This is a genomic window from Actinokineospora sp. NPDC004072 (genome assembly GCF_053604195.1).
Genome location: NZ_JBSGHB010000008.1, coordinates 63599 through 87382, shown reverse-complemented (window position 1 = coordinate 87382; position 23784 = coordinate 63599). Strand labels below are relative to the sequence as shown.

The 23784-nt window shown below is 73.3% G+C and carries 30 protein-coding genes; 16 read left to right on the top strand and 14 right to left on the bottom strand.

Going from position 1 to position 23784, the window contains the following annotated elements; all coding sequences use genetic code 11:
* The first annotated feature begins 32 nt into the window (after nucleotides 1-32).
* Nucleotides 33-647 carry a TetR/AcrR family transcriptional regulator gene (locus ACWEPX_RS14295; protein ID WP_451897586.1) on the top strand — a complete coding sequence of 205 codons (615 nt, stop codon included), beginning with the start codon at nucleotides 33-35 and terminating at the stop codon, nucleotides 645-647.
* On the opposite strand, the gene hemW is transcribed toward ACWEPX_RS14295, so the two are convergent.
* Complete coding sequence (gene hemW, locus ACWEPX_RS14290; protein ID WP_451897585.1) at nucleotides 640-1854, bottom strand: radical SAM family heme chaperone HemW; 1215 nt, start codon at nucleotides 1852-1854, stop codon at nucleotides 640-642. The genes ACWEPX_RS14295 and hemW overlap by 8 nt on opposite strands.
* 187 nt (nucleotides 1855-2041) lie before the next feature.
* Here hemW and ACWEPX_RS14285 point away from each other — a divergent pair, with 187 nt between their 5' ends.
* The 11 genes from ACWEPX_RS14285 (at nucleotide 2042) to ACWEPX_RS14235 (ending at nucleotide 11280) form a co-directional block, all read left to right on the top strand.
* Nucleotides 2042-2125 (top strand): putative leader peptide, encoded by an 84-nt coding sequence (locus ACWEPX_RS14285; RefSeq protein WP_451897800.1) that lies wholly within the window; start codon nucleotides 2042-2044, stop codon nucleotides 2123-2125.
* Between the two features lie 106 nt (nucleotides 2126-2231).
* Nucleotides 2232-3914, top strand: a complete 1683-nt coding sequence (locus ACWEPX_RS14280) for a nitrite/sulfite reductase (protein WP_451897584.1) — start codon at nucleotides 2232-2234, stop codon at nucleotides 3912-3914.
* Complete coding sequence (locus ACWEPX_RS14275; RefSeq protein ID WP_451897583.1) at nucleotides 3911-4078, top strand: Insertion element protein; 168 nt, start codon at nucleotides 3911-3913, stop codon at nucleotides 4076-4078. Before ACWEPX_RS14280 ends, ACWEPX_RS14275 begins: the two co-directional genes overlap by 4 nt.
* Complete coding sequence (locus tag ACWEPX_RS14270; RefSeq protein ID WP_451897582.1) at nucleotides 4075-4758, top strand: phosphoadenylyl-sulfate reductase; 684 nt, start codon at nucleotides 4075-4077, stop codon at nucleotides 4756-4758. The genes ACWEPX_RS14275 and ACWEPX_RS14270 overlap by 4 nt, the downstream gene beginning before the upstream one ends.
* 6 nt (nucleotides 4759-4764) lie before the next feature.
* The gene (cysD, locus tag ACWEPX_RS14265; protein WP_451897581.1) at nucleotides 4765-5673 is read left to right on the top strand and encodes a sulfate adenylyltransferase subunit CysD; all 909 of its coding nucleotides are present in this window, start codon (nucleotides 4765-4767) and stop codon (nucleotides 5671-5673) included.
* Nucleotides 5673-6947, top strand: a complete 1275-nt coding sequence (locus tag ACWEPX_RS14260) for a sulfate adenylyltransferase subunit 1 (RefSeq protein WP_451897580.1) — start codon at nucleotides 5673-5675, stop codon at nucleotides 6945-6947. The genes cysD and ACWEPX_RS14260 overlap by 1 nt, the downstream gene beginning before the upstream one ends.
* Nucleotides 6947-7996: an ABC transporter substrate-binding protein gene (locus ACWEPX_RS14255; RefSeq protein ID WP_451897579.1), complete on the top strand. Its 1050-nt coding sequence runs from the start codon at nucleotides 6947-6949 to the stop codon at nucleotides 7994-7996. The genes ACWEPX_RS14260 and ACWEPX_RS14255 overlap by 1 nt, the downstream gene beginning before the upstream one ends.
* Nucleotides 7993-8781: an ABC transporter ATP-binding protein gene (locus ACWEPX_RS14250; protein WP_451897578.1), complete on the top strand. Its 789-nt coding sequence runs from the start codon at nucleotides 7993-7995 to the stop codon at nucleotides 8779-8781. Before ACWEPX_RS14255 ends, ACWEPX_RS14250 begins: the two co-directional genes overlap by 4 nt.
* On the top strand, nucleotides 8768-9637 hold the full coding sequence (locus ACWEPX_RS14245; RefSeq protein WP_451897577.1) for an ABC transporter permease: 870 nt from the start codon (nucleotides 8768-8770) through the stop codon (nucleotides 9635-9637). Before ACWEPX_RS14250 ends, ACWEPX_RS14245 begins: the two co-directional genes overlap by 14 nt.
* Nucleotides 9637-10383 carry a sirohydrochlorin chelatase gene (locus ACWEPX_RS14240; RefSeq protein WP_451897799.1) on the top strand — a complete coding sequence of 249 codons (747 nt, stop codon included), beginning with the start codon at nucleotides 9637-9639 and terminating at the stop codon, nucleotides 10381-10383. Before ACWEPX_RS14245 ends, ACWEPX_RS14240 begins: the two co-directional genes overlap by 1 nt.
* Before the next feature lie 273 nt (nucleotides 10384-10656).
* Nucleotides 10657-11280: a cyclase gene (locus ACWEPX_RS14235; protein ID WP_451897576.1), complete on the top strand. Its 624-nt coding sequence runs from the start codon at nucleotides 10657-10659 to the stop codon at nucleotides 11278-11280.
* A 57-nt stretch (nucleotides 11281-11337) separates the two neighbouring features.
* Here the strand turns inward: ACWEPX_RS14235 and pip (ACWEPX_RS14230) are convergent, their stop codons facing one another.
* Together pip (ACWEPX_RS14230) and pip (ACWEPX_RS14225) are read right to left on the bottom strand one after the other, a co-directional pair.
* A complete protein-coding gene (gene pip, locus ACWEPX_RS14230) occupies nucleotides 11338-12255 on the bottom strand; it encodes a prolyl aminopeptidase (RefSeq protein WP_451897575.1) in 918 nt (305 codons plus the stop codon).
* Nucleotides 12252-13214: a prolyl aminopeptidase gene (pip, locus tag ACWEPX_RS14225; protein WP_451897574.1), complete on the bottom strand. Its 963-nt coding sequence runs from the start codon at nucleotides 13212-13214 to the stop codon at nucleotides 12252-12254. The genes pip (ACWEPX_RS14230) and pip (ACWEPX_RS14225) overlap by 4 nt, the downstream gene beginning before the upstream one ends.
* Nucleotides 13215-13265: 51 nt before the next feature.
* On the opposite strand from pip (ACWEPX_RS14225), the gene ACWEPX_RS14220 reads away from it, so the two are divergent.
* A complete protein-coding gene (locus ACWEPX_RS14220; protein WP_451897573.1) occupies nucleotides 13266-13778 on the top strand; it encodes a MarR family winged helix-turn-helix transcriptional regulator in 513 nt (170 codons plus the stop codon).
* On the opposite strand, the gene ACWEPX_RS14215 is transcribed toward ACWEPX_RS14220, so the two are convergent.
* The gene (locus tag ACWEPX_RS14215; RefSeq protein ID WP_451897572.1) at nucleotides 13729-14502 is read right to left on the bottom strand and encodes an enoyl-CoA hydratase family protein; all 774 of its coding nucleotides are present in this window, start codon (nucleotides 14500-14502) and stop codon (nucleotides 13729-13731) included. The genes ACWEPX_RS14220 and ACWEPX_RS14215 overlap by 50 nt on opposite strands.
* A gap of 14 nt (nucleotides 14503-14516) precedes the next feature.
* A complete protein-coding gene (locus ACWEPX_RS14210; RefSeq protein ID WP_451897571.1) occupies nucleotides 14517-14957 on the bottom strand; it encodes an SgcJ/EcaC family oxidoreductase in 441 nt (146 codons plus the stop codon).
* Between the two features lie 86 nt (nucleotides 14958-15043).
* Here ACWEPX_RS14210 and ACWEPX_RS14205 point away from each other — a divergent pair, with 86 nt between their 5' ends.
* Complete coding sequence (locus tag ACWEPX_RS14205) at nucleotides 15044-15493, top strand: MarR family winged helix-turn-helix transcriptional regulator (RefSeq protein WP_451897570.1); 450 nt, start codon at nucleotides 15044-15046, stop codon at nucleotides 15491-15493.
* Here the strand turns inward: ACWEPX_RS14205 and ACWEPX_RS14200 are convergent.
* Genes ACWEPX_RS14200 through ACWEPX_RS14190 form a run of 3 tightly spaced genes read right to left on the bottom strand, consistent with a single transcriptional unit; the run spans nucleotide 15490 to nucleotide 16366 of the window.
* Nucleotides 15490-15789, bottom strand: coding sequence for a barstar family protein (locus tag ACWEPX_RS14200; RefSeq protein WP_451897569.1), 300 nt, complete (start codon nucleotides 15787-15789; stop codon nucleotides 15490-15492). The genes ACWEPX_RS14205 and ACWEPX_RS14200 overlap by 4 nt on opposite strands.
* Nucleotides 15786-16166 (bottom strand): ribonuclease domain-containing protein, encoded by a 381-nt coding sequence (locus ACWEPX_RS14195; protein WP_451897568.1) that lies wholly within the window; start codon nucleotides 16164-16166, stop codon nucleotides 15786-15788. Before ACWEPX_RS14195 ends, ACWEPX_RS14200 begins: the two co-directional genes overlap by 4 nt.
* Nucleotides 16167-16171: 5 nt before the next feature.
* Complete coding sequence (locus ACWEPX_RS14190) at nucleotides 16172-16366, bottom strand: hypothetical protein (protein WP_451897567.1); 195 nt, start codon at nucleotides 16364-16366, stop codon at nucleotides 16172-16174.
* 68 nt (nucleotides 16367-16434) lie between these two features.
* Here ACWEPX_RS14190 and ACWEPX_RS14185 point away from each other — a divergent pair, with 68 nt between their 5' ends.
* On the top strand, nucleotides 16435-17400 hold the full coding sequence (locus ACWEPX_RS14185) for a zinc-binding dehydrogenase (protein ID WP_451897566.1): 966 nt from the start codon (nucleotides 16435-16437) through the stop codon (nucleotides 17398-17400).
* Nucleotides 17401-17429: 29 nt separating this feature from the next.
* On the opposite strand, the gene ACWEPX_RS14180 is transcribed toward ACWEPX_RS14185, so the two are convergent.
* From ACWEPX_RS14180 to ACWEPX_RS14155, 6 genes are all read right to left on the bottom strand, one after another.
* Nucleotides 17430-18455, bottom strand: a complete 1026-nt coding sequence (locus tag ACWEPX_RS14180; protein WP_451897565.1) for an alpha/beta fold hydrolase — start codon at nucleotides 18453-18455, stop codon at nucleotides 17430-17432.
* 24 nt (nucleotides 18456-18479) lie between these two features.
* On the bottom strand, nucleotides 18480-19571 hold the full coding sequence (locus ACWEPX_RS14175) for an NAD(P)H-dependent flavin oxidoreductase (RefSeq protein ID WP_451897564.1): 1092 nt from the start codon (nucleotides 19569-19571) through the stop codon (nucleotides 18480-18482).
* Between the two features lie 17 nt (nucleotides 19572-19588).
* On the bottom strand, nucleotides 19589-20389 hold the full coding sequence (locus ACWEPX_RS14170) for a TIGR04222 domain-containing membrane protein (RefSeq protein WP_451897563.1): 801 nt from the start codon (nucleotides 20387-20389) through the stop codon (nucleotides 19589-19591).
* A 151-nt stretch (nucleotides 20390-20540) separates the two neighbouring features.
* On the bottom strand, nucleotides 20541-20903 hold the full coding sequence (locus ACWEPX_RS14165) for an MmcQ/YjbR family DNA-binding protein (protein WP_451897562.1): 363 nt from the start codon (nucleotides 20901-20903) through the stop codon (nucleotides 20541-20543).
* A 41-nt stretch (nucleotides 20904-20944) separates the two neighbouring features.
* Nucleotides 20945-22792 carry a translation elongation factor 4 gene (gene lepA / locus ACWEPX_RS14160; RefSeq protein WP_451897561.1) on the bottom strand — a complete coding sequence of 616 codons (1848 nt, stop codon included), beginning with the start codon at nucleotides 22790-22792 and terminating at the stop codon, nucleotides 20945-20947.
* 129 nt (nucleotides 22793-22921) lie between these two features.
* Nucleotides 22922-23302, bottom strand: a complete 381-nt coding sequence (locus ACWEPX_RS14155; RefSeq protein ID WP_451897560.1) for a VOC family protein — start codon at nucleotides 23300-23302, stop codon at nucleotides 22922-22924.
* Nucleotides 23303-23347: 45 nt separating this feature from the next.
* Here ACWEPX_RS14155 and ACWEPX_RS14150 point away from each other — a divergent pair, with 45 nt between their 5' ends.
* Nucleotides 23348-23782, top strand: coding sequence for a type II toxin-antitoxin system PemK/MazF family toxin (locus tag ACWEPX_RS14150; protein ID WP_451897559.1), 435 nt, complete (start codon nucleotides 23348-23350; stop codon nucleotides 23780-23782).
* Nucleotides 23783-23784 lie beyond the last annotated feature (2 nt).

Here is a 23784-nt window from a genome sequence, read left to right as displayed (position 1 = left end):
CATACACTGCGTATGTGGCTACTGTACCCGCTATGCCCGCCCCCAGGAGCCGCCGCGAGGAATATTCCGACGCGACGCGCGCCGCGATCCTCGACGCGGCCACCCGGCGGTTCGCCACGGCGGGCTTCGCGGGCACGGGCCTGGAAGACGTGGCCACCGACATCGCGGCTACCCGCGGCGCGGTCTACCACCACTTCGCGAGCAAGAAAGCCCTCTTCGCGGCCGTGCTCGATGAACAAGAGGTGGGTTGCTCCCGCCGGATACACCAGGCGCGGACCACCGCGGCGGACCCGTGGGCGGGCGCGCTGGCGGCGATGGAGGCGTTCCTCGACCAGTGCTTGGACCCGGTCTACAGCCGCATCGTCTGGCTGGAGGGCCCGATCGCGCTGGGCTGGCAGGTGTGGCAGGAGGCGGAGAAGAAGTACGCCTACGCCCACATCCGGGAGATCCTGGCCGAACTGGTCGACGCGGGGCTGCTGGACCCGCTGCCGCAGGAGACCGCGGCGAACCTGTGCTTCACCGCGCTCGGCACCGCGGGGCAGGCCCTGGCCCAGGCCGACCCGGCCGACCAGCCGCGCCTGCGCGCGGAGTACAGCGAGGTGATCGGCCGCATGCTCGCAGGCCTGGGGGCCGGACCCGCTAGGTGAGCCTGCGGACCACGGCGTCGGCCAGCAGGCGGCCTGCCGGGGTCAGCACGCAGCGGCCCGCGTCCAGGGCAGCCCGCTCCAGGAGGCCGTCGGCGGCGGCTTGGACCGCTTCCTCGCGGCCCGCGTCGTCCAGGACCTCGACCGGCAGCCCCTCGGCCAGCCGCAGCTCCAGCAGCACCCGCTCCACCCGGCGGTCGTCGTCGGAGAGGATCTCGCGGGCCGCAGCGGGGGACGCGCCGTCGGCCAGGGCGGCGGCGTAGCGGGCCGGGTGCTTGACGTTCCACCAGCGCACCCCGCCGACGTGGCTGTGCGCGCCGGGGCCGACGCCCCACCAGTTGTCGCCGCGCCAGTAGATGAGGTTGTGGTGGCAGCGGGCCGCGGGGGTGGCCGCCCAGTTCGACACCTCGTACCAGGACAGCCCGGCCGCCGACAGCGCCGCGTCGACCTGCTCGTAGCGGTCGGCGAGGACGTCGTCGTCGGGCATGGGCAGCTCGCCGCGGCGGATCCGGCGGGCCAGGGCCGTGCCGTCCTCCACGATCAGCGCGTAGGCCGAGACGTGGTCGACGCCCGCCGCCAGCACCGCGTCGAGGGAGCGGGCGAGGTCGTCGGCGGACTCCCCCGGCGTGCCGTAGATCAAGTCCAGGTTGACGTGCTCGAAGCCCGCCGCCCGCGCCTCCTGGGCCGCGGCGACCGCCCGGCCGGGCGTGTGGTTGCGGTCGAGCACCCGCAGCACGTGCGCCGCGGCCGACTGCATGCCCAGCGACACCCGGGTGTAGCCCGCCGCCCGCAGCTCGGCGAAGAACTCCGGTGACGTCGACTCCGGGTTGGCCTCCGTCGTCACCTCCGCGCCGTCGGCCAGCCCGACCGTCGAGCGCACGAGGTCGAGCACCGACGCCAGCCCCGAGGCGCCCAGCAGCGAGGGCGTGCCCCCGCCGACGAACACCGTGGACGCCCGCGGGGCCGCCGGCAGCACCCGGGCGGCCAGCTCCAACTCCTGCCCCACCGCCGCCAGCCACGACGACGGCGACGCCGAGCCGCCCAGCTCCCCGGGGGTGTAGGTGTTGAAATCGCAGTAGCCGCAGCGCGTCGCGCAGAACGGGACGTGGACATAAATCCCGAATGAACGGTTCACCGCCGATGTGAGCGCGCTAACAGGCAACGCCCCGTCGGAGGGCGCCGGATCACCATCGGGAAGCACGGAAGGCACCTATTCATCGTCTCATCCGGCAAAGGACCGTACATTCCGACCCGGTGTGACCGCGCGCAAATGTCCGGTCAATGCGCCACCACCGCGGATGTGCCAGCCGGCCTGCGGAAACGCAAGCAGGACCAGGGACGTCCCAGCATGCGGATGACTGTGGACCACCCCCTGGACGCATGGCAGGCTGATCACCATGTCAGCAGCGACCGAAGTCCGCCTCGTGGCCCGCCGCCACGTGGATTTCCGTCGCGTCGCCAGCGCGATGTGCCGCCTGTAGCCCATTTTCCCTGTCTGGTATTCAGCAGGCGTGGACGCGCTGGCAATCCCGTGCCATCCCCACCGGATGTCCGACGCGCGAGCGCCCCGACCCGGAGGACTAACCGGTGTCTCCCACCACAACACCCTCGCCCGCCAAGCGCGCGCGCCGTGGCGAGGGCCAATGGGCGCTCGGCTACCGCGAGCCGCTGAATCCGAACGAGCGGTCCAAGAAGGACGACAACCCGCTCAACGTCCGGGCGCGCATCGAGGGCATCTACGCCCTCGGCGGCTTCGCCAGCATCGACCCGGGTGACCTGCGCGGCCGGTTCCGCTGGTACGGCCTCTACACCCAGCGCAGGCCCGGCATCGACGGCGGCCGCACCGCGACGCTGGAGCCCGAGGAGCTCGACGACGAGTACTTCATGCTGCGCGTGCGCCTGGACGGCGGCGCGGTCAGCACCGAGCAGCTGCGGGTCATCGGCGAGCTGTCCACGACCTACGCCCGCGACACCGCCGACATCACCGACCGGCAGAACATCCAGTACCACTGGATCCGCATCGAGGACATGCCCGAGATCTGGCGCCGCCTCGAAGGCGCGGGCATGACCACGATGGAGGCGTGCGGCGACTCCCCGCGCGTCATCCTCGGCTCCCCGGTCGCCGGGATCGCCCAGGACGAGGTCATCGACGGCACCCCGGCCATCGAGGAGATCCGCGAGCGGTTCATCGGCAACCCCGACTTCGCCAACCTGCCGCGCAAGTTCAAGACGGCGATCTCCGGCCTGCCGGACGTCGCCCACGAGATCCACGACGTCGCCTTCGTCGGCGTGGTGCACCCCGAGCACGGCCCGGGCTTCGACGTGTGGGTCGGCGGCGGTCTGTCGACCAACCCGATGCTGGGCCAGCGCCTGGGCGCGTGGGTGCCGCTGGCCGAGGTGCCCGACGTCTTCGGCGCGGTGATCAGCGTCTTCCGCGACTACGGCTACCGCCGCCTGCGCAACCGCGCCCGCATCAAGTTCCTGGTCAAGGACTGGGGCGCGGCCAAGTTCCGCGAGGTGATGGAGGAGGAGTACCTCGGCCGCAAGCTGATCGACGGCCCCGCGCCGGAGATCCCCGCGGTGCCGGTCGACCACGTGGGCGTGCACCGGCAGAAGGACGGCAACTTCTACGTCGGCGCGGCCCCGATCGCGGGCCGGGTCTCCGGCTCGATCCTGGTCGAGGTCGCCGCCGCCGCGGAGCGGGCGGGCTCGCGGCGGGTGCGGTTCACCCCGCAGCAGAAGCTGGTCGTGCTGGACGTGCCCGAGGCCGAGGTGGACGGCCTGCGCGCCGACCTGGCCGCGCTCGGCCTGCAGGTGGACCCGTCGCCGTGGCGGCGCGGGGTGCTGGCCTGCACCGGCATCGAGTTCTGCAAGCTGGCCATCGTCGAGACCAAGGCCCGCGCGCACGACCTGGTAGCCGAGCTGGAGCACCGGCTCAAGGACATCACCGACGGCATCACCGCGCCGATCACCGTCCACATCAACGGCTGCCCGAACTCCTGCGCCCGCATCCAGACCGCCGACATCGGGCTCAAGGGCCAGATCGTCACCGACGACCACGGCAACCAGGTCGAGGGCTTCCAGGTGCACCTCGGCGGCGGGCTCGGCCTGGACGCGGGCTTCGGCAAGAAGCTGCGCGGGCACAAGGTCGTCGCCAGCGAGCTGGCGGCCTACGTCGAGCGGGTGGTGCGCGCCTTCGTCGCCGAGCGCGCCGCCGACGAGCGCTTCGCCCAGTGGGTGGCCAGGACCGACGAGGCGAACCTGCGATGACCGAGCGGGCGGTGCCCTACCACTGCCCGTTCTGCGGGGAGGAGGATCTGCGGCCGCACGACGAGCCGCCCGGTTCCTGGGCGTGCTGGGGCTGCAGGCGGGTGTTCACGGTGAAGTTCGCCGGGCTGCTGCTCGGCGGCGCGACTGCGGGGGTGGACGCATGACCGATCTGCGGGTGCTGGCCGAGAAGGCCCAGCACGAGCTGGCCGACGCGACGGCGGCCGAGGCGCTGGCGTGGACCGCCGAGACCTTCGGCGACCGGTTCATCGTGGCCTCGAACATGCAGGACGCGGTGCTGATCGACCTGGCCTACCAGGCCAAGAAGGACATCGACATCCTGTTCCTGGAGACCGGCTACCACTTCGCCGAGACGATCGGCGTGCGCGACGCGGTGGAGGTGGTCTACCCGCAGGCGCGCATCGTCACCGCCGAGGCCGAGCAGTCGGTGGCCGAGCAGGAGGCCCAGTTCGGCCTGCTCAACAAGACCGACCCGAGCCGGTGCTGCCACCTGCGCAAGGTCGTGCCGCTGCAGCGGACCCTGAAGGACTACGACGCCTGGGTCACCGGCGTGCGCCGGGTCGACGCGCCGACGCGGGCCACCACCCCGATCGTCCAGTGGGACGAGCGCAACGGGCTGGTCAAGGTCAACCCGATCGCGCCGTGGACCGACGAGGAGTTCAACGCCTACATCGCCGAGAAGGGGATCTTGGAGAACCCGCTGGTCGGCGCGGGGTACCTGTCCATCGGGTGCGCGCCGTGCACCAGCAAGCCGCTGCCCGGGCAGGACGCGCGCAGCGGCCGGTGGGCGGGCCAGGCCAAGACCGAGTGCGGACTGCACGGGTAGGGAGACATGACACTCACCGACATCCGATTGGACGCCCTCGACCGGCTGGAGTCCGAGGCGGTGCACATCTTCCGCGAGGTCGCGGGCGAGTTCGACCGGCCGGTCATCCTGTTCTCCGGCGGCAAGGACTCCACCGTCCTGCTGCACCTGGCGGTCAAGGCGTTCTGGCCTGCCCCGGTGCCGTTCCCGCTGCTGCACGTGGACACCGGGCACAACCTCGACGAGGTCATCGAGTTCCGCGACCGCACCGTCGAGCGCTACGGCCTGCGGCTGCACGTGGCCAGCGTGCAGGACTACATCGACGACGGCCGCCTGGCCGAGCGCGCCGACGGCACCCGCAACCCGCTGCAGACCGTGCCGCTGCTCGACGCGATCACGGCCAACAAGTTCGACGCGGTCTTCGGCGGCGGCCGCCGCGACGAGGAGCGGGCCCGGGCCAAGGAGCGGATCTTCAGCCTGCGCAACGCCTTCGGCCAGTGGGAGCCGCGCCGCCAGCGCCCGGAGCTGTGGAACCTCTACAACGGCAGGCACAAGCCCGGCGAGCACGTGCGGGTGTTCCCGCTGTCGAACTGGACCGAGCTGGACGTCTGGCGCTACATCGAGCGCGAGCGCATCGACCTGCCGCAGATCTACTTCGCCCACCGGCGCCAGGTGTTCCAGCGCGACGGCATGTGGCTGACCCCCGGCCCCTGGTTCGGCCCGGCCGACGGCGAGGAGCTGGTGACCAAGACCGTCCGCTACCGCACCGTCGGCGACGGCTCGTGCACGGGCGCGGTGGAGTCCGACGCGGCCGACATCGCCGCGGTGATCGCCGAGGTGTCGGCGAGCAGGCTCACCGAGCGCGGCGCGACCCGCGCCGACGACCGGCTGTCCGAGGCCGCCATGGAAGACCGCAAGCGGGAGGGCTACTTCTGATGTCGGACCTGCTCAGGCTGGCCACGGCGGGCAGCGTCGACGACGGCAAGTCGACGCTGGTCGGGCGGCTGCTCTACGACACCAAGTCGGTGCTGGCCGACCAGCTCGACGCGGTGCACCGCGCCAGCGTCGACAAGGGCCTGTCCACCCCGGACCTGTCCCTGCTGGTCGACGGCCTGCGCTCGGAACGCGAGCAGGGCATCACCATCGACGTGGCCTACCGCTACTTCGCCACCCCGGCGCGCACGTTCGTGCTCGCCGACACCCCCGGGCACGTGCAGTACACCCGCAACACGGTGACGGGTGCGTCCACCGCGCAACTGGCCATCCTGCTCGTCGACGCCCGCAAGGGCGTGGTGGAGCAGACCCGCCGCCACGCCGCGGTGCTGGCGCTGCTGGGCGTGCCGCGGCTGGTGCTGGCGGTCAACAAGATCGACCTCGTGGACTACGACGAGGAGACCTTCGCCGTCATCGCCAAGGAGTTCGAGTCCCACGCCCAGGCCCTGGGCTACGCCCCGGGCGCGGTGCGCACCATCCCGGTCTCGGCGCTGGTGGGCGACAACGTGGTGGAGCGCTCGGCCAACACCGGCTGGTACGCCGGGCCGACGCTGCTGGAGCACCTGGAGACGGTGCCGGTCGAGCCCGACCCGCACGACGCGCCGTTCCGCTTCCCGGTGCAGTACGTCGTGCGCACCAACACCGCGGCCCACCCGGACTACCGCGGCTACGCAGGCCAGGTCGCGGCGGGCACCGTGCGCCCCGGCGACGAGGTCGTCGTGCTGCCCGCGGGCCGCCGCACCACCGTCACCCGCATCGACACCCCCGACGGCGAGCTGCCCGAGGCGGTGGCGGGCCAGTCGGTGACGCTGCTGCTGGCCGACGACATCGACATCACCCGCGGCGACCTGATCGCCCCGGCCGCCGCGGCGCCGCAGGTCACCGAGGAGTTCGACGCGACGCTGGCGTGGCTGGGCGACAAGCCGCTGCGGCCCAACGCGCGGGTGCTGGTCAAGCACGGCACGCGCACGGTCCAGGCGCTCGTCGGGGAGCTGGCGGCGCGGTTCGACGAGCAGACGCTGTCCACCGTGGACGCCCCGGAGGCGCTGGAGCTCAACGATATCGGCCGGGTGCGGCTGCGCACGGCCGAGCCGCTGCCGCTGGACGACTACGCCGCGGTCCGCCGCACGGGCGCGTTCCTGGTCATCGACCCCGCCGACGGCACGACCCTGGCCGCAGGCCTGGTCGGCGCGAGCCTGGTCGCCGCGGGGCCGTGATGCGGACGCTGGCCGCCGTCGTCGCCGTGGTGCTGCTGGTCTCCGGGTGCACCCGGGTCCAGCGCACCGAGGCGTGGGAGCGCGGCCCGGTGCCCGACCGCGGACCCGCCGCGGAGCTGCGGCTGGGCTTCTTCCCCAACGTCACGCATGCGTCCGCGCTCATCGGGCTCGACCAGGGCTTCTTCGCCCGCGAGCTGGGCGGGACCACCGTGGTGCCGACGAAGTTCACCGACGGGGCCACCGAGGTCTCGGCGTTCCTCGGCGGGTCCCTGGACGCGGGCTTCATCGGCTCGGGCCCCGCGCTCAACGCCTTCGCCAAGTCCGACGGCCGGGCCGTGCGCCTGGTCGCCGGGGCGACCTCGGGCGGGGCGCAGCTGGTCACCACCCCGGACATCGACTCCCCCGACGACCTCGCCGGCCGCGTCGTGGTCACCCCGGCGCTGGGGAACACCCAGGACATCGCGCTGAAGTCCTGGCTGGTGGAGACCGGGCTGGCAGGCCGGGTCGAGGTCACCAACCGCGACCCGGCGCAGACCTTCGCCGCGTTCGGCAAGGGCGAGGTGCAGGCCGCGTGGCTGCCCGAGCCCTGGGCGTCGCGGCTGGTGCTGGACGCGGGCGCGCGGGTGCTGCTCGACGAGGCCGAGCTGTGGCCCGGCGGCCGGTTCCCGACCACCGTGCTGCTGGTGCGCACCCGGTTCCTCGCCGAGCACCCGCAGACCGTGCGCGCCCTGATCCGGGGCCTGCTGGCCGCCGAGGACTGGGCCGCCCAGCACCCGGAGCAGGCGCGCGCCGCGGTCAACCGCCAGCTCGGCGAGCTGGTCGGCAAGCCGCTGCGCGAGCCGGTGATCGAGCGGGCCTTCCAGGGCATCCGGCTCGACCACGACCCGGTCGCCGCCGCCTTCCCGGAGCTGGCCCGCGACGCGGTGACCGCGGGCATCGCGCTGCGCCCGGTCGACCTGGCCGGCTTCGTCGACCTGACCGCCCTGAACACCGAACTCGCCGCCCTGGGCCGACCGGCCGTGGGCACTAGTGACCTGGAGCACCCATGACCGCCACGCTCGCGGCCACTCCCGCGGCCACCGAGATCGACGCCATCGTCCGCATGAGCGGGGTCCGCAAGGTGTTCGGGCACGGCCCGCGCGCGGTCACCGCGCTGGACGGCATCGATCTGGCGGTGGCGCCCGGGGAGTTCGTCTGCCTGCTCGGCGCGTCCGGCTGCGGCAAGACGACCGTGCTGAACATGATCGCCGGGCTGGACCGGCCCAGCAGCGGCGAGATCGAGCTGACCACCACCCGCCCCGCGGTGATGTTCCAGGAGGCCGCGCTGATGCCGTGGCTGACCGCGGCCCGCAACGTGGAGCTGCCGCTGCGGCTGGCGGGGGTCAAGCGCACCGAGCGCCGGGCGCGGACGCTGGAGCTGCTGGACCTGGTGCGCCTGGGCGGGGCGGGCGACAAGCGCCCGCACGAGCTGTCCGGCGGCATGCGCCAGCGGGTGGCGCTGGCCCGCGCGCTGGCCTCGGCCCTGCAGGGCAACAACGGCGAGGCGTCGTCGCTGCTGCTGATGGACGAGCCGTTCTCCGCGCTGGACGCCATCACCCGCGACGTCCTGCAGGGCGAGCTGCTGCGCGTGTGGGAGGCGACGGGGACCGCGGTCGTGTTCGTGACCCACGACGTGCGCGAGGCCGTGCGGCTGGGCCAGCGCGTGGTGCTGCTGTCGTCCAAGCCCGGCCGGGTCGTGCAGGAGTGGGCGGTCGCGGGCGCGCACGAGGCCGAGCTGGCCGAGGAGATCAACGGCCGCCTGCGCGAGGTGATCAGCAGCCATGCCGCGGCCTGAGACCGCCACCGCGCCAGCGGACTCCGTCGGCGCGGGTCTCGACGCGCTGGACACCCCGGTCGCCGCGGGCCGCCAGCGCAAGCTGCTGCGTTCGGTGCTGGCCCCGGTGATCGCGCTCGCGCTGGTCGTCGCGGTGTGGCAGTTCCTCTGGTCGCGGGCGTACTGGCCGGAGTACCAGCTGCCCGCGCCGCTGGACGTCTGGCGGCAGATCGCCAGGATCGTCGGCACCGGCGAGGTGTGGGAGTTCCTGTGGGTGTCGGTGCACCGGGCGGTGATCGGGTTCCTGATCTCGCTGGCCGTGGCCACCCCGCTGGGCCTGCTGCTGGCCAAGGTGCCGCTGGTGCGCGCGGCGATCGGGCCGCTGATCTCCGGGCTGCAGTCGCTGCCGTCGGTGGCCTGGGTGCCCGCCGCGGTGCTCTGGTTCGGGCTCAACGACGCCGCGATCTACACCGTGGTGCTGCTGGGCGCGGTGCCGTCGATCGCCAACGGCCTGGTCGCGGGCATCGACCAGATCCCGCCGATCCTGCCGCGGGTGGGCAAGGTGCTGGGGGCGGGCCGCTTCGACACCGCCCGGCACATCCTGCTGCCCGCGGCGCTGCCGGGCTACCTGGCGGGGCTCAAGCAGGGCTGGGCGTTCTCGTGGCGGTCGCTGATGGCCGCCGAGCTGATCGCCACCTCGCCCGCGCTGGGCTTCGGCCTGGGGCAGTACCTGCACAACGCGATGGCGCTGTCGGACATGTCCATGGTCATCGCGGGCATCCTGCTGATCTTCTTCGTCGGCGTGGGCATCGAGCTGCTGGTGTTCCGGCCGCTGGAGCGGGCGGTGCTGCGCTCGCGCGGGCTGGGGGCGCTGTGATCCCGCTGGTCGCCGTCGCGCACGGCAGCCGCGACCCGCGCTCGGCCGCCGCGGTCGCCGACCTGCTGGACGTGGTGCGCTCGCGCACGCCCGGCCTCGACGTCCGGGGCGCGTTCCTGGACCTGTCGACGCCCCGGCTGATCGATGTGCTCGGCGCGCTGCGCCGCGACGGCCACCGGCGGGCCGTGGTGGCCCCGCTGCTGCTGGGCCGGGCCTTCCACGCCCGCGTCGACCTGCCCGCGCTGCTGGCCGAGGCCGCCGCGGCCTACCCGGGCCTGGCGGTGTCGGTCGCCGACGTGCTCGGCCCGGCCCCGCTGCTGGAGGCGGCGGCGCTGCGCAGGCTGGCCGACGTCGGGGTGGAGCCGGGCGACGGCGGCCTCGGCGTGGTGCTGGCGGCGATCGGGTCGTCGCACGCCCCGGCGAACGCGCGCGTGGCCGAGGTGGCCGCGCGGTGGGCGCGCACCCTGGGCTGGGCAGGCGTGGCACCCGCCTTCGCCTCGGCGGCGCCGCCGGACGTGCCCGCGGCGATCGCGGTCCTGCGCGCGCGGGGGGCGCGCAGGATCGCGGTGGCGTCCTGGTTCCTGGCCCCGGGCCTGCTGCCGGACCGGGTGGCCGCCCAGGCGCTCGCGGCGGACCCGCGCGCCCGGATCGCGCCGCCGATGGGCAACGCGGTCGAGGTGGCCGAGCTGGTGGTCGAGCGCTACCGCGCCGCCGAGGCCGCCGCGCGGGCCGCGACGTTGGGGTAAACGGGGGTAACACATAACCACCCGGGCGGAGCCGCCGCCGCCGCTGCGCGTCGACGGGGCTGGGCCGGGCGGGCGACCCGGCTGCCCGGCCGATGCCCACCCGATCACCGGCGTGGCCCAGCCGGAGCAAGATCACCGCAACGGTGCGTCCCCGGTGGCCGGGCACCCGGGTACCGGCCCGCCGGGGCGCTCCTTGACCAGCCGTCTACTCGGAAGTAACCATCAGTCCTGCCGCGGCGCCCTTGTCCCCCAAGCGATCCGAGGTATTCGACGATGAAGCCCATACCCCGTCGCACCCTGTCCGGCCTGGCTGTGGCCGCCGCGGCGCTGGTCGCGTTCACCCCGACCGCGGCGGCCGTGCCCGCCGCGGTGAACTTCGCCTGCCAGGGCTCGACCCCGCTCGGCCCGGAGGACTTCACCTTCGCGCAGAACGCCGAGGTCACCGCCCCGGCGACCGTCGCACCGGGCGCGGCGTTCAGCATCGTGATCGACCCCGCGCCCAACACCATCCCGACGTCGGTCAACGGCTACACCGTGCGCCGGGTGCAGACGCTGGCCCTGAAGGTGCCGATCCCGGCGAACTCGACCTACGTGTCCGCATCGCTGTCCGGTGGGTCCAATGTGGGCACCACGGCCATCTCGGTCAGCGGCGGGGTCGTCACCATCACCGCCAGCGGCCCGATCAACGGCGGCGCGGGCTTCGAGCTGCCGACGGTGACCGCCCGGCTCACCGCGGGGCAGTCCGGGACCATCCAGACGAAGCTGCACGGGACGAGCTACAGCGACCCGGGCCTCACCTTCACCGCCGTCGTGTCGTCGTTCCTGGGCAACATCAACGTCCCGACCCGGTGCTACCCCAACCCCAACCCGGTGATCACCACGACCACCATCGCGTGATCCCACCCGAGGTCCCGCGCGGGCGGCCCGGCGCCCGCGCGGGACCTCCCCGCGGCGTCAGGCGAACTCGTCGAAGGCCCGCAGCAGCCGCGCCCGCATCGCCGGGCTCGCGTTGTGCCCGGAGTCCTCGATGACCGCCAGCGTCGCGTCCGGCCAGGACCGCGCCAGCTCCCACGCGGTCTCCAGTGGACTGCTGAGGTCGTGCCTGCCGTGGATCAGCACGCCCGGGATGCCCGCCAGCTTCCCCGCCTCCCGCAGCAGGACCCCTTCGTTGAGGAACGCCCCGCGGGAGAAGTAGTGCGCGCACAGGCGGGTGAAGCACAGCTCGTCGGCGTCGAGCGGGTGCTCGACCGGCGCCGCGTTCGGCTCCAGGGAGAGCACGGTGTCCTCCCACCGCAGCCATTCCGCCGCCGCGTCGCGCTGGGTCGCCGGGTCGGCCATCAGCCGGTCGTAGGCGGCCAGCACCTCGGCCACGGGCGCGCCGGGGGCGACCGCGCAGAACCGCTCCCGCGCGTCGGGGAAGTAGCGGCCGACGCCGTGGTACAGCCACTCGATCTCCCGGCGGCGGGTGGTGGTGACGTCGATGAGCACCATCTCGGTCACCCGGTCCGGGTGCGCCTGGGCGTAGGCCAGCGCCAGCGTCGCGCCCCAGGAGCCGCCGCTGACCAGCCAGCGCTCGATCCCCAGGTGCTCGCGCAGCTTCTCCATGTCGGCGACGAGGTTCTGCGTGGTGTTGGCCGACAGGTCCACGCCGGGGTCGGCGGCGTGCGGGGTGCTGCGCCCGCAGTTGCGCTGGTCGAACAGGACGGTCCGGTACTTGTCGGAGTCGAACCAGCGGCGGTGCTTGTCCGTGCAGCCGCCGCCCGGCCCGCCGTGGGCCCACACCGCGGGCTTGCCGTCCGGGTTGCCGACCACCTCCCAGTAGACGCGGTCGCCGTCGCCGACGTCGAGCAGGCCGCTCTCGACAGGGGTCACGCGAAGTCCCGGTAGGCGCGCAGGAAGGCGTCGCGCATGGCGGGGCTGCCGGTGTGGCCCGCGTCCTCGATGATCTCCAGCCGGGCGTCCGGCCACGCCTTGGCCAGGTCCCACGCCACCTCCAGCGGCCCGCCGAGGTCGTGCCTGCCGTGGATCAGCACCGCGGGGATGCCCGCCAGCTTCCCCGCCTCGCGCAGCAGCACGCCCTCGTCGAGGAAGGCGCCCTGGCTGAAGTAGTGCGCGCAGATGCGCACGAAGCAGACCTGGTTCTGGTTCAACCGCTGGCTGTAGGAGCCGGGGTTCCCGTTGACCTCCAAGGAGATCACCGCGTCCTCCCAGCGCAGCCACTCGGCCGCGGCGCGCTCGCGGACCTCGGGGTCGGGGTCGCGGACCAGGGCGTTGTACGCGCCGAGGATCTCCTCGATGGGGGCGTCGGCAGGCACGTGCGAGACCAGCGAGTGGAACCGCTGCCACTCCTCCGGGAAGAAGCGGCGCACGCCCCGGTAGAGCCAGTCGGTGTCCGATCGGCGGGTGACCGTGACGTCGATGATGACCATCTCGGTCACCCGGTCCGGGTGCGCCTGGGCGTAGGCCAGCGCCAGCGTCGACCCCCACGACGCGCCGCTGACCAGCCAGCGCTCGATCCCCAGGTGCTCGCGCAGCTTCTCGATGTCCGCGATCAGGTTCTGCGTGGTGTTGGCCGACAGGTCGACCGCGGGGTCCGCGGCGTTGGGCGTGCTGCGGCCGCAATTGCGCTGGTCGAACAGGATGGCGCGGTACTTCTCCGGGTCGAACCACCGGCGTTGGTTCACCGAGCAGCCCGAGCCCGGCCCGCCGTGCAGGTACACCAGCGGCTTGCCATCGGGGTTGCCGACGGCCTCCCAGTAGATCTGATTCCCGTCACCTACGTCGAGCATCCCCGAGTCGTGCGGCTCGACGGGCGGGTGCAGGTCCAGCATGACGTCCCCTTTCCAACAGTGCTGTTATATTAGCACTGTTACACTGAGGCGGTGACGACCATCGAGTTCTTGGGCACGCGGCTGCGCCATCTGGTTGAGCATCTGGAAACCAGCGTGGCGTCGGTCTACGACGACCTCGGCCTCACCTGGTTCCGCCCGCGCTACACCGCCTACCTGCGGACCCTCGACGCGGGCCCGCGCTCGATCAAGGAGCTGGCCGAGGCCGTCGGGGTCACGCACTCGGCGGCCAGCCAGACGGTGGCGCAGATGGTCAAGGACGAGCTGGTCGCGCTGGAACCCGGCAGGGACGCCCGGCAGCGGATCGTGCGGCTGACCCCGGCCGCCGAGCGGCTGCTGCCCGTGCTCCACGCGGAGTGGGCGGCCACCGCCCGGGCGGCCCGGGAGCTGGAGGAGGAGCTGTCGACCCCGCTGAGCGCGCTGATCGACGAGGTGACCGCGGCGCTGGCCCGCACACCCATGCGCGAGCGCATCGCCGCGGCCGACCCCGAGCTGGTCAGTCGGTGGGGACCCACCGGGCGGGCCGCTTCTGGGCGAAGGCGCTGATCCCCTCCTGCCCCTCCTCGCTGGCGAAGAAGCGGGCCGACAGCGCCAGCATCTCGGCGAACTCGCTGGACATGTCCGACGGGCGCTCCCGGCGCAGGATGGCCTTGGTGGCCGAGAGCGCCTTGGGCCCGCCGAGGGCGAGCATGCCGGTGTAGCGGTCCACCTCGGCGTCGAGCTGCTCGGCGGGCACGGCCGAGTTGATCAGCCCGATCTGCACGGCGCGGGCGGCGTCGAACTTCTCCCCGGTGAGGAACAGCTCGTGCGCGGCCCGGGGCAGCAGCCGCGGCAGCACGGTCACCGAGATGATCGCCGGGACGACGCCGATGCGGACCTCGGTGAAGGCGAAGGTGGCGTCCGCGGCGGCCACGGCGATGTCGGCGGCGGCGACGATCCCCACCCCGCCAGCGCGGGCCGGTCCGGCCAGCTTGGCCACGATCGGCTTGGGGCTGGTCCAGATCTGCTCCAGGATCGCCGGGAACTCGTTGACGCCCTGGTCGGCGGCCGAGGCCCCGCCCGCCTCCTTGAGGTCCATGCCCGCGCAGAACACCGGGCCGGTGTGGTCGAGCACGATCACCCGCACCGCGTCGTCGTCGACCGCGGCGCCGAGGTGGGCCCGCAGCTCCCGGCGCAGCTGCGCGGAGAGGGCGTTGCGGTTGTGCGGGGAGTCCAGCGTGATCCGGGCAACGCCGCGGGCGACCTCGTAGTGCACCAACTCATCAGCCATGCTCCGCACCCTAACTAGCGCAGGCGCTCGGGTTTGGTCCCCGGGGCGAACCGGAAGGAGACCGCCTCGGCCAGCGGCTTGGCCTTGGTGTTGTGGAACGCCGCGATGCGCCACCGCCCGTCGCCCTCCCGGACCAGGGTGTACGTCTGCACCTTGGTCAGCCTGGCCTTGGGGGTGCGCTTGTGGACGTCGCCGTAGCCGACCACGGTCGCGGTGTTGTCCCCGTGGAAGCGGATGCTGTGCGTCCTGCCGCTCAGCGCGGTGCCCTTGAGGAACTTCGCCCACAGGGTCCGGTGCGACTCGGCGATGTCGCGCCTGCCCACGTAGAGCGTGCCGACCCAGGTGACGTAGGTGGCGTCGGCGGTGAACAGGTCGGCGAAGGCGTCGGCGTCCTGGCGCTCCCACGCCTGCGCCAGCTCCCGCATGACCTGCTCGATCTCGGCGGTCCGGTCCATGACCCGCTCCCCTCGGTAGAATGGGACAGATACTGCACACATGCAGTATCTGCATGCATGCAACAATATCCCAGGAGCCGAGCGCGATGCCACCCCCCGAGCTGCACCAGGTGTTCCGCCGCTACATGGACGCCGTCGGGCTCAACGCCCAGGCCGCCGCCGCGGCTGCCGGGCTGCCCACGACGGACTGGTACGCCCTCAGCGTGCTCGACCTCGCGGGCGGCAGGCTGACCGCGGGCGAGCTGGCCGAGCGCACCGGGCTCACGACCGGGGCGGCCACGCGGATGGTCGACCGGCTCGCCCGGGGCGGGCACGTCAGGCGGGTCACCGACCCCGAGGACCGGCGGCGGGTCGTGGTCGAGCTGGTGCCCGGGAGCCTGGACGTGGACGAGATCGTCGGCAGCGCGCGCGAGCACCTGGGCGCGGTGTTCGCCAGCTTCACCCCGGAGCAGCTCGCGGTGCTGGTCGACTACTTCACCCGGGCGACCCCGGCCTTCCACCGCGCCACCGCGGAGATCCGGGCGCGCAAGGGCTAGGGCTCGACCAGCATGACCGACAGCGACCGCCCGCGGCCTGCGAAGTCGGCGACCGCGTCGGAGAGGACCGACTGGATGGCGCGGAAGCCCGCGGGGTCGGCGGCGGCGAGCACGTCGGGGCGGGTCCACACCAGCACGTGGTCGCCCTCGGGCAGCCAGGACAGGTCGGTCAGGCAGTCGTAGAGGGCGTCGAGGTTGTGGCCGAACCAGTCGGGGAAGCGCAGCGCCGCGGCCACGGCCTCGTAGAAGTCGAGCTTGCTGCGCACGGCCGTGCCGTCGAGGGTGTGCTCGGTCATCGGGAGGTGTCCACGGCGACGAAGGACTCGTAGTGGTCGGCGGAGTAGTACACCTCGTCGGCCGAGCCGGTCACCAGCCTGCGGGCCCCGCGGTCGGGGCTGCCCGGGGTGGGCACGGTGTACTCCTTGTAGTAGCCGCTCTCCCGCTCGGGCAGCAGGCCCTCGCGGTTGCCGAAGGTCGAGCCGTCGCGGTCGGGGTACGGGAACGGGCCGCCCCGCTCGATCAGCGCCCAGGTCTGGGCGACCTCGGCGGGCAGCTCCGACAGCGCCGCGGTCGGCAGCCCGGCGTCGCTGCTGAGGTCGCGGACCAGCCAGCCGCCGAGGACCAGCGCGACGAGGGCGACCAGGGCCAGGGTGATGCGCCTGCGGGGGACCATCCGGGCTACTCCGCGTCGATCGGCGGCTCGTGCCGGGAGCCGAAGCGCGCCGAGGTGTAGTCGACCGCCCGGTCGATCAGCCAGGCCAGCCCCAGGCACAGCGGCAGCAGCACGGCCATGACGAGGGTGAACTGCAGGGCGAACGGCGTGGTCGCCAGCCACAGCTCGACGTCGTCCCACCAATCGGTCAAACCCTGCACATACCCGAGAGTAGACCTCGGCCACTTCCGCGGGGCGGGCGGACCTGCGCCTGGCTATGTTGCTGGTCATGTTCGCCGTGTATGCCGCAGAGCCCAACCCGGACGACCCGCTGGCCGCGCTGACCTCGGGCGAGCGCCCGGACCCGGTGGCCCCCGACGGCTGGGTCGAGGTGGACGTGCGCGCCGCCAGCCTCAACATGCACGACCTGTGGACGCTCAAGGGCGTCGGCATCAAGGCCGAGCGCTTCCCGATGATCCTGGGCTGCGACGGCGCGGGCACGCTGGCCGACGGCACCGAGGTGGTCATCCACCCGGTGATCGGCGACCCGGCGTGGACCGGCGACGAGACCCTGGACCCCAAGCGCACGCTGCTGACCGAGCTGCACCAGGGCACCTTCGCCGAGCGGGTCGTGGTGCCCGCGCGCAACGTCCTGCCCAAGCCTGCGGACCTGTCGTTCGGCGAGGCCGCGTGCATGGGGACGGCCTGGCTGACCGCCTACCGGATGCTGTTCGTCAAGTCCGGCCTGCGCCCCGGCCAGACGATGCTGGTGCAGGGCGCCTCCGGCGGGGTGTCGACGGCGCTGATCGAGCTGGGCCGCGCCGCGGGCCTGCGGGTGTGGGTCACCGGCCGCACCGAGGCCAAGCGCGCCCTGGCCGCCGAGCTGGGCGCGCACGCGGTCTTCGAGTCCGGGGCCCGCCTGCCGGAGAAGGTCGACGGGGTGTTCGAGACCGTCGGCAAGGCCACCTGGTCGCACTCCATGCGGGCGCTCAAGCCCGGCGGCGTCATCGTGGTGTCGGGCTCCACCAGCGGCCCCGACCCCAGCGCCGACCTCCAGCGCCTCTTCTTCCTCCAGCTGCGGGTGATCGGCTCGACCATGGGCACCCGCGACGAACTGGCCGACCTGCTCGCCTTCTGCGCCACCGCGGGCATCCGCCCCCGCATCGGCGCGCAGCTCCCGCTGGCCGACGCCCGCACCGGCTTCGAGGCCATGCAGGCGGGCGAGACCGCCGGGAAGATCGTCTTCACCCGCTGAGGCAGGGCGGCTGACGCCCTCAGCCGCCCTCAGCCGCCGAGGTGCCGGTCGATGAGCGGCCAGGTCTCGTGCCTGGCCGCCCGGCCGGTCAGCACGCCGAGGTGGCCGCCGGTGGCGGTGACGAAGTCGACCTCGGCGTCGGTGAGCACGGTCGCCAGGTGGGCCACCGCGCGCCGGGGGGCGATGGTGTCGGAGCGGCCCGCGATGAGGAGCGTGCGCTGCTTGGCGGCGCTCAGGTCGATGCGGGTGCCCCCGACCTCGACCGCGCCGCGCGCCAGGGCGTTGGCGCGGTAGAACTGGTGGTAGATCTGGCCGACCGTGCGGCCGGGGTAGGCGGCCATGTTCGCCGTGAACCGCTCCACGGCCTCGACCTGGGCGAGGTAGTCGCGGTCGCGCAGGTTCGCGGCGAGCACGAACGGCTTGGTCAGGTGCCGGTCCAGCGCCGAGACCTGGAACGCGGCGCGGACCAGCGGGGCCGGGATCGTGCCCAGCGCGCGGTAGACCGGGGTGAAGGCGTGCCCGCGGGTCGCGGCGACGATCGGGCGGAACGGCATCAGCAGCGGCATCTTGCTGAAGTCGAACGGGCTCGCCACGACGGTCAGCGAGGCGATCGCGTCCACGCCGAGCCGGGCGGCGGCCAGCACCGACAGGATGCCGCCGAAGCACCAGCCGACCAGGTGCGGCGCGCGGCCGGTGCGCCCGCGGACGGCGGCGATCGCGGCGGGCAGCACCTCGTCGACCCAGTGCTCCAGGCCCAGATCGCGCTCGGCGAACCCGATCGGGCCGTAGTCCAGCAGGTAGGTCGGCCGCCGCGGGGCCAGGTGCTCGACCAGGCTGCACCCGCGCCGCAGGTCGAAGGGGGTGTCCGGGACCCCCAGCGGCGGCACGAGCAGCACCGGCTCGCCCGCGTCCGCCGAGTCGTACAGGTAGAGGCGACAGGCCCGGCCCTGGTCGACCAGCGTTCGCGGCATCGGGGTGAAGTCGGCGAATCCCCCGCCCAGCACCCGCTGCGCCGCGTTCCCCGCGGCGGCGAGCACGCCGTCCAGCACTCCCATCGCGCCTCCCTACTTGATAGTAGGTTAACCGCGGGGCTCGTCCCCGGGATGCGGCTCTGTGCCCAACCGCACATCGTCGGCCGAGGTCAGCCGCTGCGCGAGGGCCGCGGCGGCGGCCCGGGCCTGCTCATGCAGCCGGGCGATGACAGCGGCGGCAGGCTCATCGCTGCCAAGCGGGTAGCCCTGCCCAGCCCAGAGTGACATGACTTCGGGGTCCCCCGCCGCGCGCATGGGGCGGGTGAGGTTGTTGAGCTGCGGATACGCCGAGGGCGCCCCCGGGTGCTCGCGCATGAACCGGTTGACCAGCCCGCGCGCGGGACGGCCGCTGTAGGCCCTGGTCAGCCCGGTCTCCCGGTCCCCCGCGGCCAGCGCGGCGCGGTAGGCGGGCGCGGTGCCCGCCTCGGGGCAGCGCAGGAACGCCGTGCCGAGCTGGGCGGCGACGGCGCCCGCGGCCAGGACGGCGGCCACGTCGCCGCCGTGCATGAGCCCGCCCGCGGCGATGAGCGGCAGCCCGGTCCCAGACAGCAGCCGCAGCGCGGGCAGCAGGTCGTAGAGGGGTCCGCCGCCGGGGTGGGCGCGGTCGTCGGCGAACGCGCCGCGGTGCCCGCCCGCGGCCGCGCCCTGCACGCACAGCGCGTCGACGCCTGCCTCGGCCGCCTGCTCGCCCTCCTCGGGCGTGGTCACCGTGGCGATCAGGTAGCTGCCGGCATCGCGCAGCCGGGCGAGCACGTCGGCGCCCGGCAGGCCGAAGGTGAAGGAGACCGCGGGCACGGGCGTCCCGACCAGCAGGTCCACCTTGGCGGCGAAGTGGTCGTCGTCCCAGGTCGGCTTGCCCGGCTCGACCCCCAGCCGCGCGCACTCGGCCGCCACGGCCGCGGCGTGCCCGCCCACCAGCGCCTGCGTCGGCGGGCCCGGCACGAAGAGGTTCACCCCGAACGGCCCCGCGGTGCCCGCCCGCACGGCGGCGATCCGCTCGGCCAGCGCGGGCGCGGTGAGGTAGCCGCCGGGGAGGAATGCCGTCGCCCCCGCCTCGACCGCGGCGACGACCAGCTCCGGGGTGCTCGCGCCACCCGCCATCGGCGCGACGACGATCGGTACCGCCAGCTCGCTGAACACGGGATCAGCGTACGGACTCAGCCGCACCCGCCGCAGCCACCGCACCCGCCGCCACCGCAGGAACCGCCGCCGCCCCCGTCGCCGCCGGAGCCGCCGTCACCGCTGGAGCCGCTGGTGGCGAACGCGCCGCTCACCTCGGGGTCCGGGTAGGCGGCCAGGCCGAGCAGGGCGACCGACAGCAGCACGGCGCCGCCCGCGGCGATCCGGTCGGAGCGGGCGCCCGCCAGCGCGGCCTTGCCGCGCCGGGTCGGCCCCTCGTTGGAGAGGAACCCCATGAAGACCATGCCGATGATCGCCGTGGCGACCAGCGAGACGACCAGCAGCACCACCGGCTTGTCGTTGGCGATGCCCGTGCCCATGCGGATCATGCCCACGACGAGGATGATCGTGAACAGCCAGCCCGCCTTGCGGGCGCGGCGGATCCGCTCGACCGAGCGCAGGTACCCGGCCTCGACCATGCGGCGCTGCAGGTCGGCCGCGACGGCGCCGCCGGTGAGCCTGCGCGCGTCCGGAACCCGGCTGAGTTCGCGCAGGACGGTGTCCTCGTGCGCGTCGGCGGGCCGGGCGCCCGCCACCGGCTGCGCGGCGCCCGAGCGGCTGACGCGCACCTGGCCGCGGGCCACCAGCCCGGCCAGCGCGGTGTGCGCGACCCGGCTGGGCCCGCCCGCCAGCATGGCGATGCCGTAGGTGTCCAGGCCCATCGGCGCCGCAGGCCGGGAGGACCTGACCCAGCGCAGCACCGCGACACCCACGAGCACCGCCACGCCGACGGCGAGCCAGTGCAGGGCCAAGTACTGCGGACCGGTCAATCCCCACATCGCGGCCTCCTCGGGTGTGCGCCGCACCTGCTGTTCTCCGACCTCGCCGAGTTGCCCGCTCCGGCTCCAGTGCGGCCGGAGCCCTGTGGGTCGGCCGGCGCGGAGCACGAGGTCGGCGTGCTCGAGCACCCCGTTGGACGCGCGGTGATCGTCAGGGGTTCCGCCGGGCGTCCAGCTCGGCGACCAGCTTCTTCGGCGCGACCGCCCGGTAGGCGTCGGCGACGATCTCGGCGACCTCGGCCCAGTCGAGCGCCACGTCCAGGTGCACCCCGAGCCAGCCCCGGTGCCCGACGTAGGGCGGCCGGAAGAAGCGCTCCGGGTCCTCGGCCACCAGCTCCTCCTGCACCCCCGGCGGCGCAGCGCACCAGAAGGCGAGCCGCCTGCCGTGGTGCTCGCCCACGTAGCGCGCGAACGACTTGCGCACGAACCACGCGGGCGAGCCGTGGCTCACCTTCTCGGTCACCTCCGGCAGCGCGAGGCACAGCTCGCGCAGCCGCGGCAGCGGATCCGCCATCCCGACCTCCCCGCGCACTTCCTACCGCAGGGGTCCGACAGTCACTTCTTCTTCTTGTCCGCCGAGGAGGCGTCGTCGGTGGAGAGGGCGGCGACGAAGGCTTCCTGGGGGACCTCGACGCGGCCCACCATCTTCATCCGCTTCTTGCCTTCCTTCTGCTTCTCCAGCAGCTTGCGCTTGCGGGTGATGTCACCGCCGTAGCACTTGGCGAGCACGTCCTTGCGGATGGCGCGGATCGTCTCCCTGGCGATCACCCGGGAGCCGATGGCGGCCTGGATGGGCACCTCGAACTGCTGGCGCGGGATCAGCTCGCGCAGCTTGGTCGCCATCCGGGTGCCGTAGCCGTAGGCGGCCTCGCGGTGCACGATCGCGCTGAAGGCGTCCACCGGCTCGCCCTGCAGCAGGATGTCGACCTTGACCAGCTCGGCCTCCTGCTCGCCGGACTCCTCGTAGTCCAGCGAGGCGTAGCCGCGGGTGCGCGACTTCAGCGCGTCGAAGAAATCGAAGATGATCTCGCCGAGGGGCATGGTGTAGCGCAGCTCGACGCGGTCCTCGGACAGGTAGTCCATGCCCAGCAGCTGCCCGCGCTTGCTCTGGCACAGCTCCATGATCGCCCCGATGTAGTCCCCGGGGGAGATGATCGTGCACTTGGTGACCGGCTCGTACACGCTGGCGATCTTGCCGACCGGCCAGTCCGACGGGTTGGTCACCGTCAGCTCCTTGCCGTCGTCGGTGATCACCCGGTAGACGACGTTGGGCGCGGTGGAGATCAGGTCGAGGCCGAACTCGCGCTCCAGCCGGTCGCGGGTGATCTCCAGGTGCAGCAGGCCGAGGAAGCCGCAGCGGAAGCCGAAGCCCAGCGCCGCCGAGGTCTCCGGCTCGAAGGTCAGCGCGGCGTCGTTGAGCTGCAGCTTGTCCAGCGCCTCGCGCAGGTCCGGGTAGTCGGAGCCGTCCACCGGGTAGAGCCCGGAGTAGACCATCGGCTGGGGCTCGCGGAACCCGGCCAGCGGCTCGGTCGCGCCCTTGCGCTCGGCGGTCACGGTGTCGCCGACCTTGGACTGGCGCACGTCCTTCACACCGGTGATGAGGTAGCCCACCTCGCCGACGCCCAGGCCGCTGCACGGCTTGGGCTCCGGGGAGATGATCCCGACCTCCAGCAGCTCGTGGGTGGCCCCGGTGGACATCATCTTGATCCGCTCGCGGGGGGTGATCTTGCCGTCGACCACGCGGATGTAGGTCACCACGCCGCGGTAGGTGTCGTAGACCGAGTCGAAGATCATCGCCCGGGAGGGCGCGTCCGCGTCGCCGACCGGGGCCGGGACCTGGCGGACCACCTCGTCGAGCAGCTCCTTGACGCCCACGCCGGTCTTGGCCGACACCCGCAGCACGTCGGACGGCTCGCAGCCGATGATGTGGGCCAGCTCGGCGCTGTACTTCTCCGGGTCGGCGGCGGGCAGGTCGATCTTGTTCAGCACCGGGATGATGTGCAGGTCGCGGTCCAGCGCCAGGTACAGGTTGGCCAGCGTCTGCGCCTCGATGCCCTGGGCGGCGTCGACCAGCAGGATCGCGCCCTCGCAGGCGTCCAACGCGCGCGAGACCTCGTAGGTGAAGTCGACGTGGCCGGGGGTGTCGATCATGTGCAGCACGTGCTCGCCGCCGTCGACGACCCACGGCAGCCGCACGTTCTGGGCCTTGATCGTGATGCCGCGCTCGCGCTCGATGTCCATGCGGTCGAGGTACTGGGCACGCATGGCGCGCTCCTCGACCACGCCGGTGATCTGCAGCATCCGGTCGGCCAGGGTCGACTTGCCGTGGTCGATGTGGGCGATGATGCAGAAGTTGCGGATCTGCTCCGGCGCCGTGAAGGTCGTGTCCGCGAACGTAGCCACTCAGGTCCCTCGCATGGTCAATGGGTCGCCGCTATCGTCCCATGAGTGGCGCGGCCTGCCCCTATCCGGCACCGGCCCCCGCTCCCCCATGCCGCACCGCTGTCAACCGGACACGCAGGGTGAACGGACTCAGGGCTTGCGGCTGTCCAGGCGCATCGGGTGGTCCGGCGGCACCTCGACCAGCACGATCTTGAGCCCGTCCGGGTCGGCCAGCCAGCACTCGCGCAGGCCCCACGGCTCCAGCTTCGGCTCCCTGGTGATCGGCACCCCCTTGGCCCGCAGCTCGGCCACCGCGGCGGCGAGGTCGCGCACCTGCAGCCAGATCGCCAGGTCCGGGCTCGGCGGGCCGTGGCCGCGGCCGGAGACCTCCAGGTGGCCGTTGCCGGTGAAGAACACCGTGCCGCCCGGGAACTCGCGGAACACGGCCAGGCCGAGGGTGTCGCGGTAGAAGGCCAGCGACCGCTGCCGGTCGAGCGGGCGGATCACCAGCCTGCTGCTCAGGAACTCCATGTCTATCGTCCTACCGGACCCGGCCCGCCAGTACTGTCCGACGCCATGCTGACTTCCGACGACCCGCGCCCGGCGCGGGGGGCGGTCTGGCAGGCGCCGACCGCCGACCGGCCCGACTCCCTGGACTACGCCCCGGCGCTCGACGGTGACGCCGACCCCGGCGAGGTCGTCTGGGCGTGGGTGCCCTACGAGGACGACCCCGACCGCGGCAAGGACCGGCCGCTGCTGGTCGTCGGGCGGGCCGGGCGGATGCTGCGGGCGTTGCAGCTGACCACCAAGGCCCCGCACCGCCTGGACGTCGACGACTGGCTCGAACTGGGCTCGGGCGGCTGGGACCGGGACGGGCGGGTGTCCTGGATCCGCCTCGACCGGCTCTTCGAGCTGGGCGAGGACGACATCCGGCGGGAGGGCGCGGTGCTGCCCCGGGACCGGTTCGAGCTGGTGGCGGCGGCGCTGCGGGAGCGGTACGGCTGGCGCTGAGC

What these genes read in the sequence shown, in the direction of transcription:
- ACWEPX_RS14270 (WP_451897582.1), top strand. Translation starts at nt 4,075, where the DNA reads ATGACCGATCTGCGGGTGCTGGCCGAGAAGGCCCAGCACGAGCTGGCC.
- ACWEPX_RS14295 (WP_451897586.1), top strand. Translation starts at nt 33, where the DNA reads ATGCCCGCCCCCAGGAGCCGCCGCGAGGAATATTCCGACGCGACGCGC.
- ACWEPX_RS14215 (WP_451897572.1), bottom strand. Translation starts at nt 14,502, where the DNA reads ATGGCTGATGAGTTGGTGCACTACGAGGTCGCCCGCGGCGTTGCCCGG.
- ACWEPX_RS14200 (WP_451897569.1), bottom strand. Translation starts at nt 15,789, where the DNA reads ATGACCGAGCACACCCTCGACGGCACGGCCGTGCGCAGCAAGCTCGAC.
- ACWEPX_RS14285 (WP_451897800.1), top strand. Translation starts at nt 2,042, where the DNA reads ATGTCAGCAGCGACCGAAGTCCGCCTCGTGGCCCGCCGCCACGTGGAT.
- ACWEPX_RS14180 (WP_451897565.1), bottom strand. Translation starts at nt 18,455, where the DNA reads ATGGGAGTGCTGGACGGCGTGCTCGCCGCCGCGGGGAACGCGGCGCAG.
- ACWEPX_RS14245 (WP_451897577.1), top strand. Translation starts at nt 8,768, where the DNA reads ATGCCGCGGCCTGAGACCGCCACCGCGCCAGCGGACTCCGTCGGCGCG.
- ACWEPX_RS14205 (WP_451897570.1), top strand. Translation starts at nt 15,044, where the DNA reads ATGCCACCCCCCGAGCTGCACCAGGTGTTCCGCCGCTACATGGACGCC.
- ACWEPX_RS14195 (WP_451897568.1), bottom strand. Translation starts at nt 16,166, where the DNA reads ATGGTCCCCCGCAGGCGCATCACCCTGGCCCTGGTCGCCCTCGTCGCG.
- ACWEPX_RS14150 (WP_451897559.1), top strand. Translation starts at nt 23,348, where the DNA reads ATGCTGACTTCCGACGACCCGCGCCCGGCGCGGGGGGCGGTCTGGCAG.
- ACWEPX_RS14250 (WP_451897578.1), top strand. Translation starts at nt 7,993, where the DNA reads ATGACCGCCACGCTCGCGGCCACTCCCGCGGCCACCGAGATCGACGCC.
- ACWEPX_RS14260 (WP_451897580.1), top strand. Translation starts at nt 5,673, where the DNA reads ATGTCGGACCTGCTCAGGCTGGCCACGGCGGGCAGCGTCGACGACGGC.
- ACWEPX_RS14170 (WP_451897563.1), bottom strand. Translation starts at nt 20,389, where the DNA reads ATGTGGGGATTGACCGGTCCGCAGTACTTGGCCCTGCACTGGCTCGCC.
- ACWEPX_RS14255 (WP_451897579.1), top strand. Translation starts at nt 6,947, where the DNA reads ATGCGGACGCTGGCCGCCGTCGTCGCCGTGGTGCTGCTGGTCTCCGGG.
- pip (WP_451897574.1), bottom strand. Translation starts at nt 13,214, where the DNA reads ATGCTGGACCTGCACCCGCCCGTCGAGCCGCACGACTCGGGGATGCTC.
- cysD (WP_451897581.1), top strand. Translation starts at nt 4,765, where the DNA reads ATGACACTCACCGACATCCGATTGGACGCCCTCGACCGGCTGGAGTCC.
- ACWEPX_RS14235 (WP_451897576.1), top strand. Translation starts at nt 10,657, where the DNA reads ATGAAGCCCATACCCCGTCGCACCCTGTCCGGCCTGGCTGTGGCCGCC.
- ACWEPX_RS14155 (WP_451897560.1), bottom strand. Translation starts at nt 23,302, where the DNA reads ATGGAGTTCCTGAGCAGCAGGCTGGTGATCCGCCCGCTCGACCGGCAG.
- ACWEPX_RS14165 (WP_451897562.1), bottom strand. Translation starts at nt 20,903, where the DNA reads ATGGCGGATCCGCTGCCGCGGCTGCGCGAGCTGTGCCTCGCGCTGCCG.
- ACWEPX_RS14275 (WP_451897583.1), top strand. Translation starts at nt 3,911, where the DNA reads ATGACCGAGCGGGCGGTGCCCTACCACTGCCCGTTCTGCGGGGAGGAG.
- ACWEPX_RS14185 (WP_451897566.1), top strand. Translation starts at nt 16,435, where the DNA reads ATGTTCGCCGTGTATGCCGCAGAGCCCAACCCGGACGACCCGCTGGCC.
- ACWEPX_RS14210 (WP_451897571.1), bottom strand. Translation starts at nt 14,957, where the DNA reads ATGGACCGGACCGCCGAGATCGAGCAGGTCATGCGGGAGCTGGCGCAG.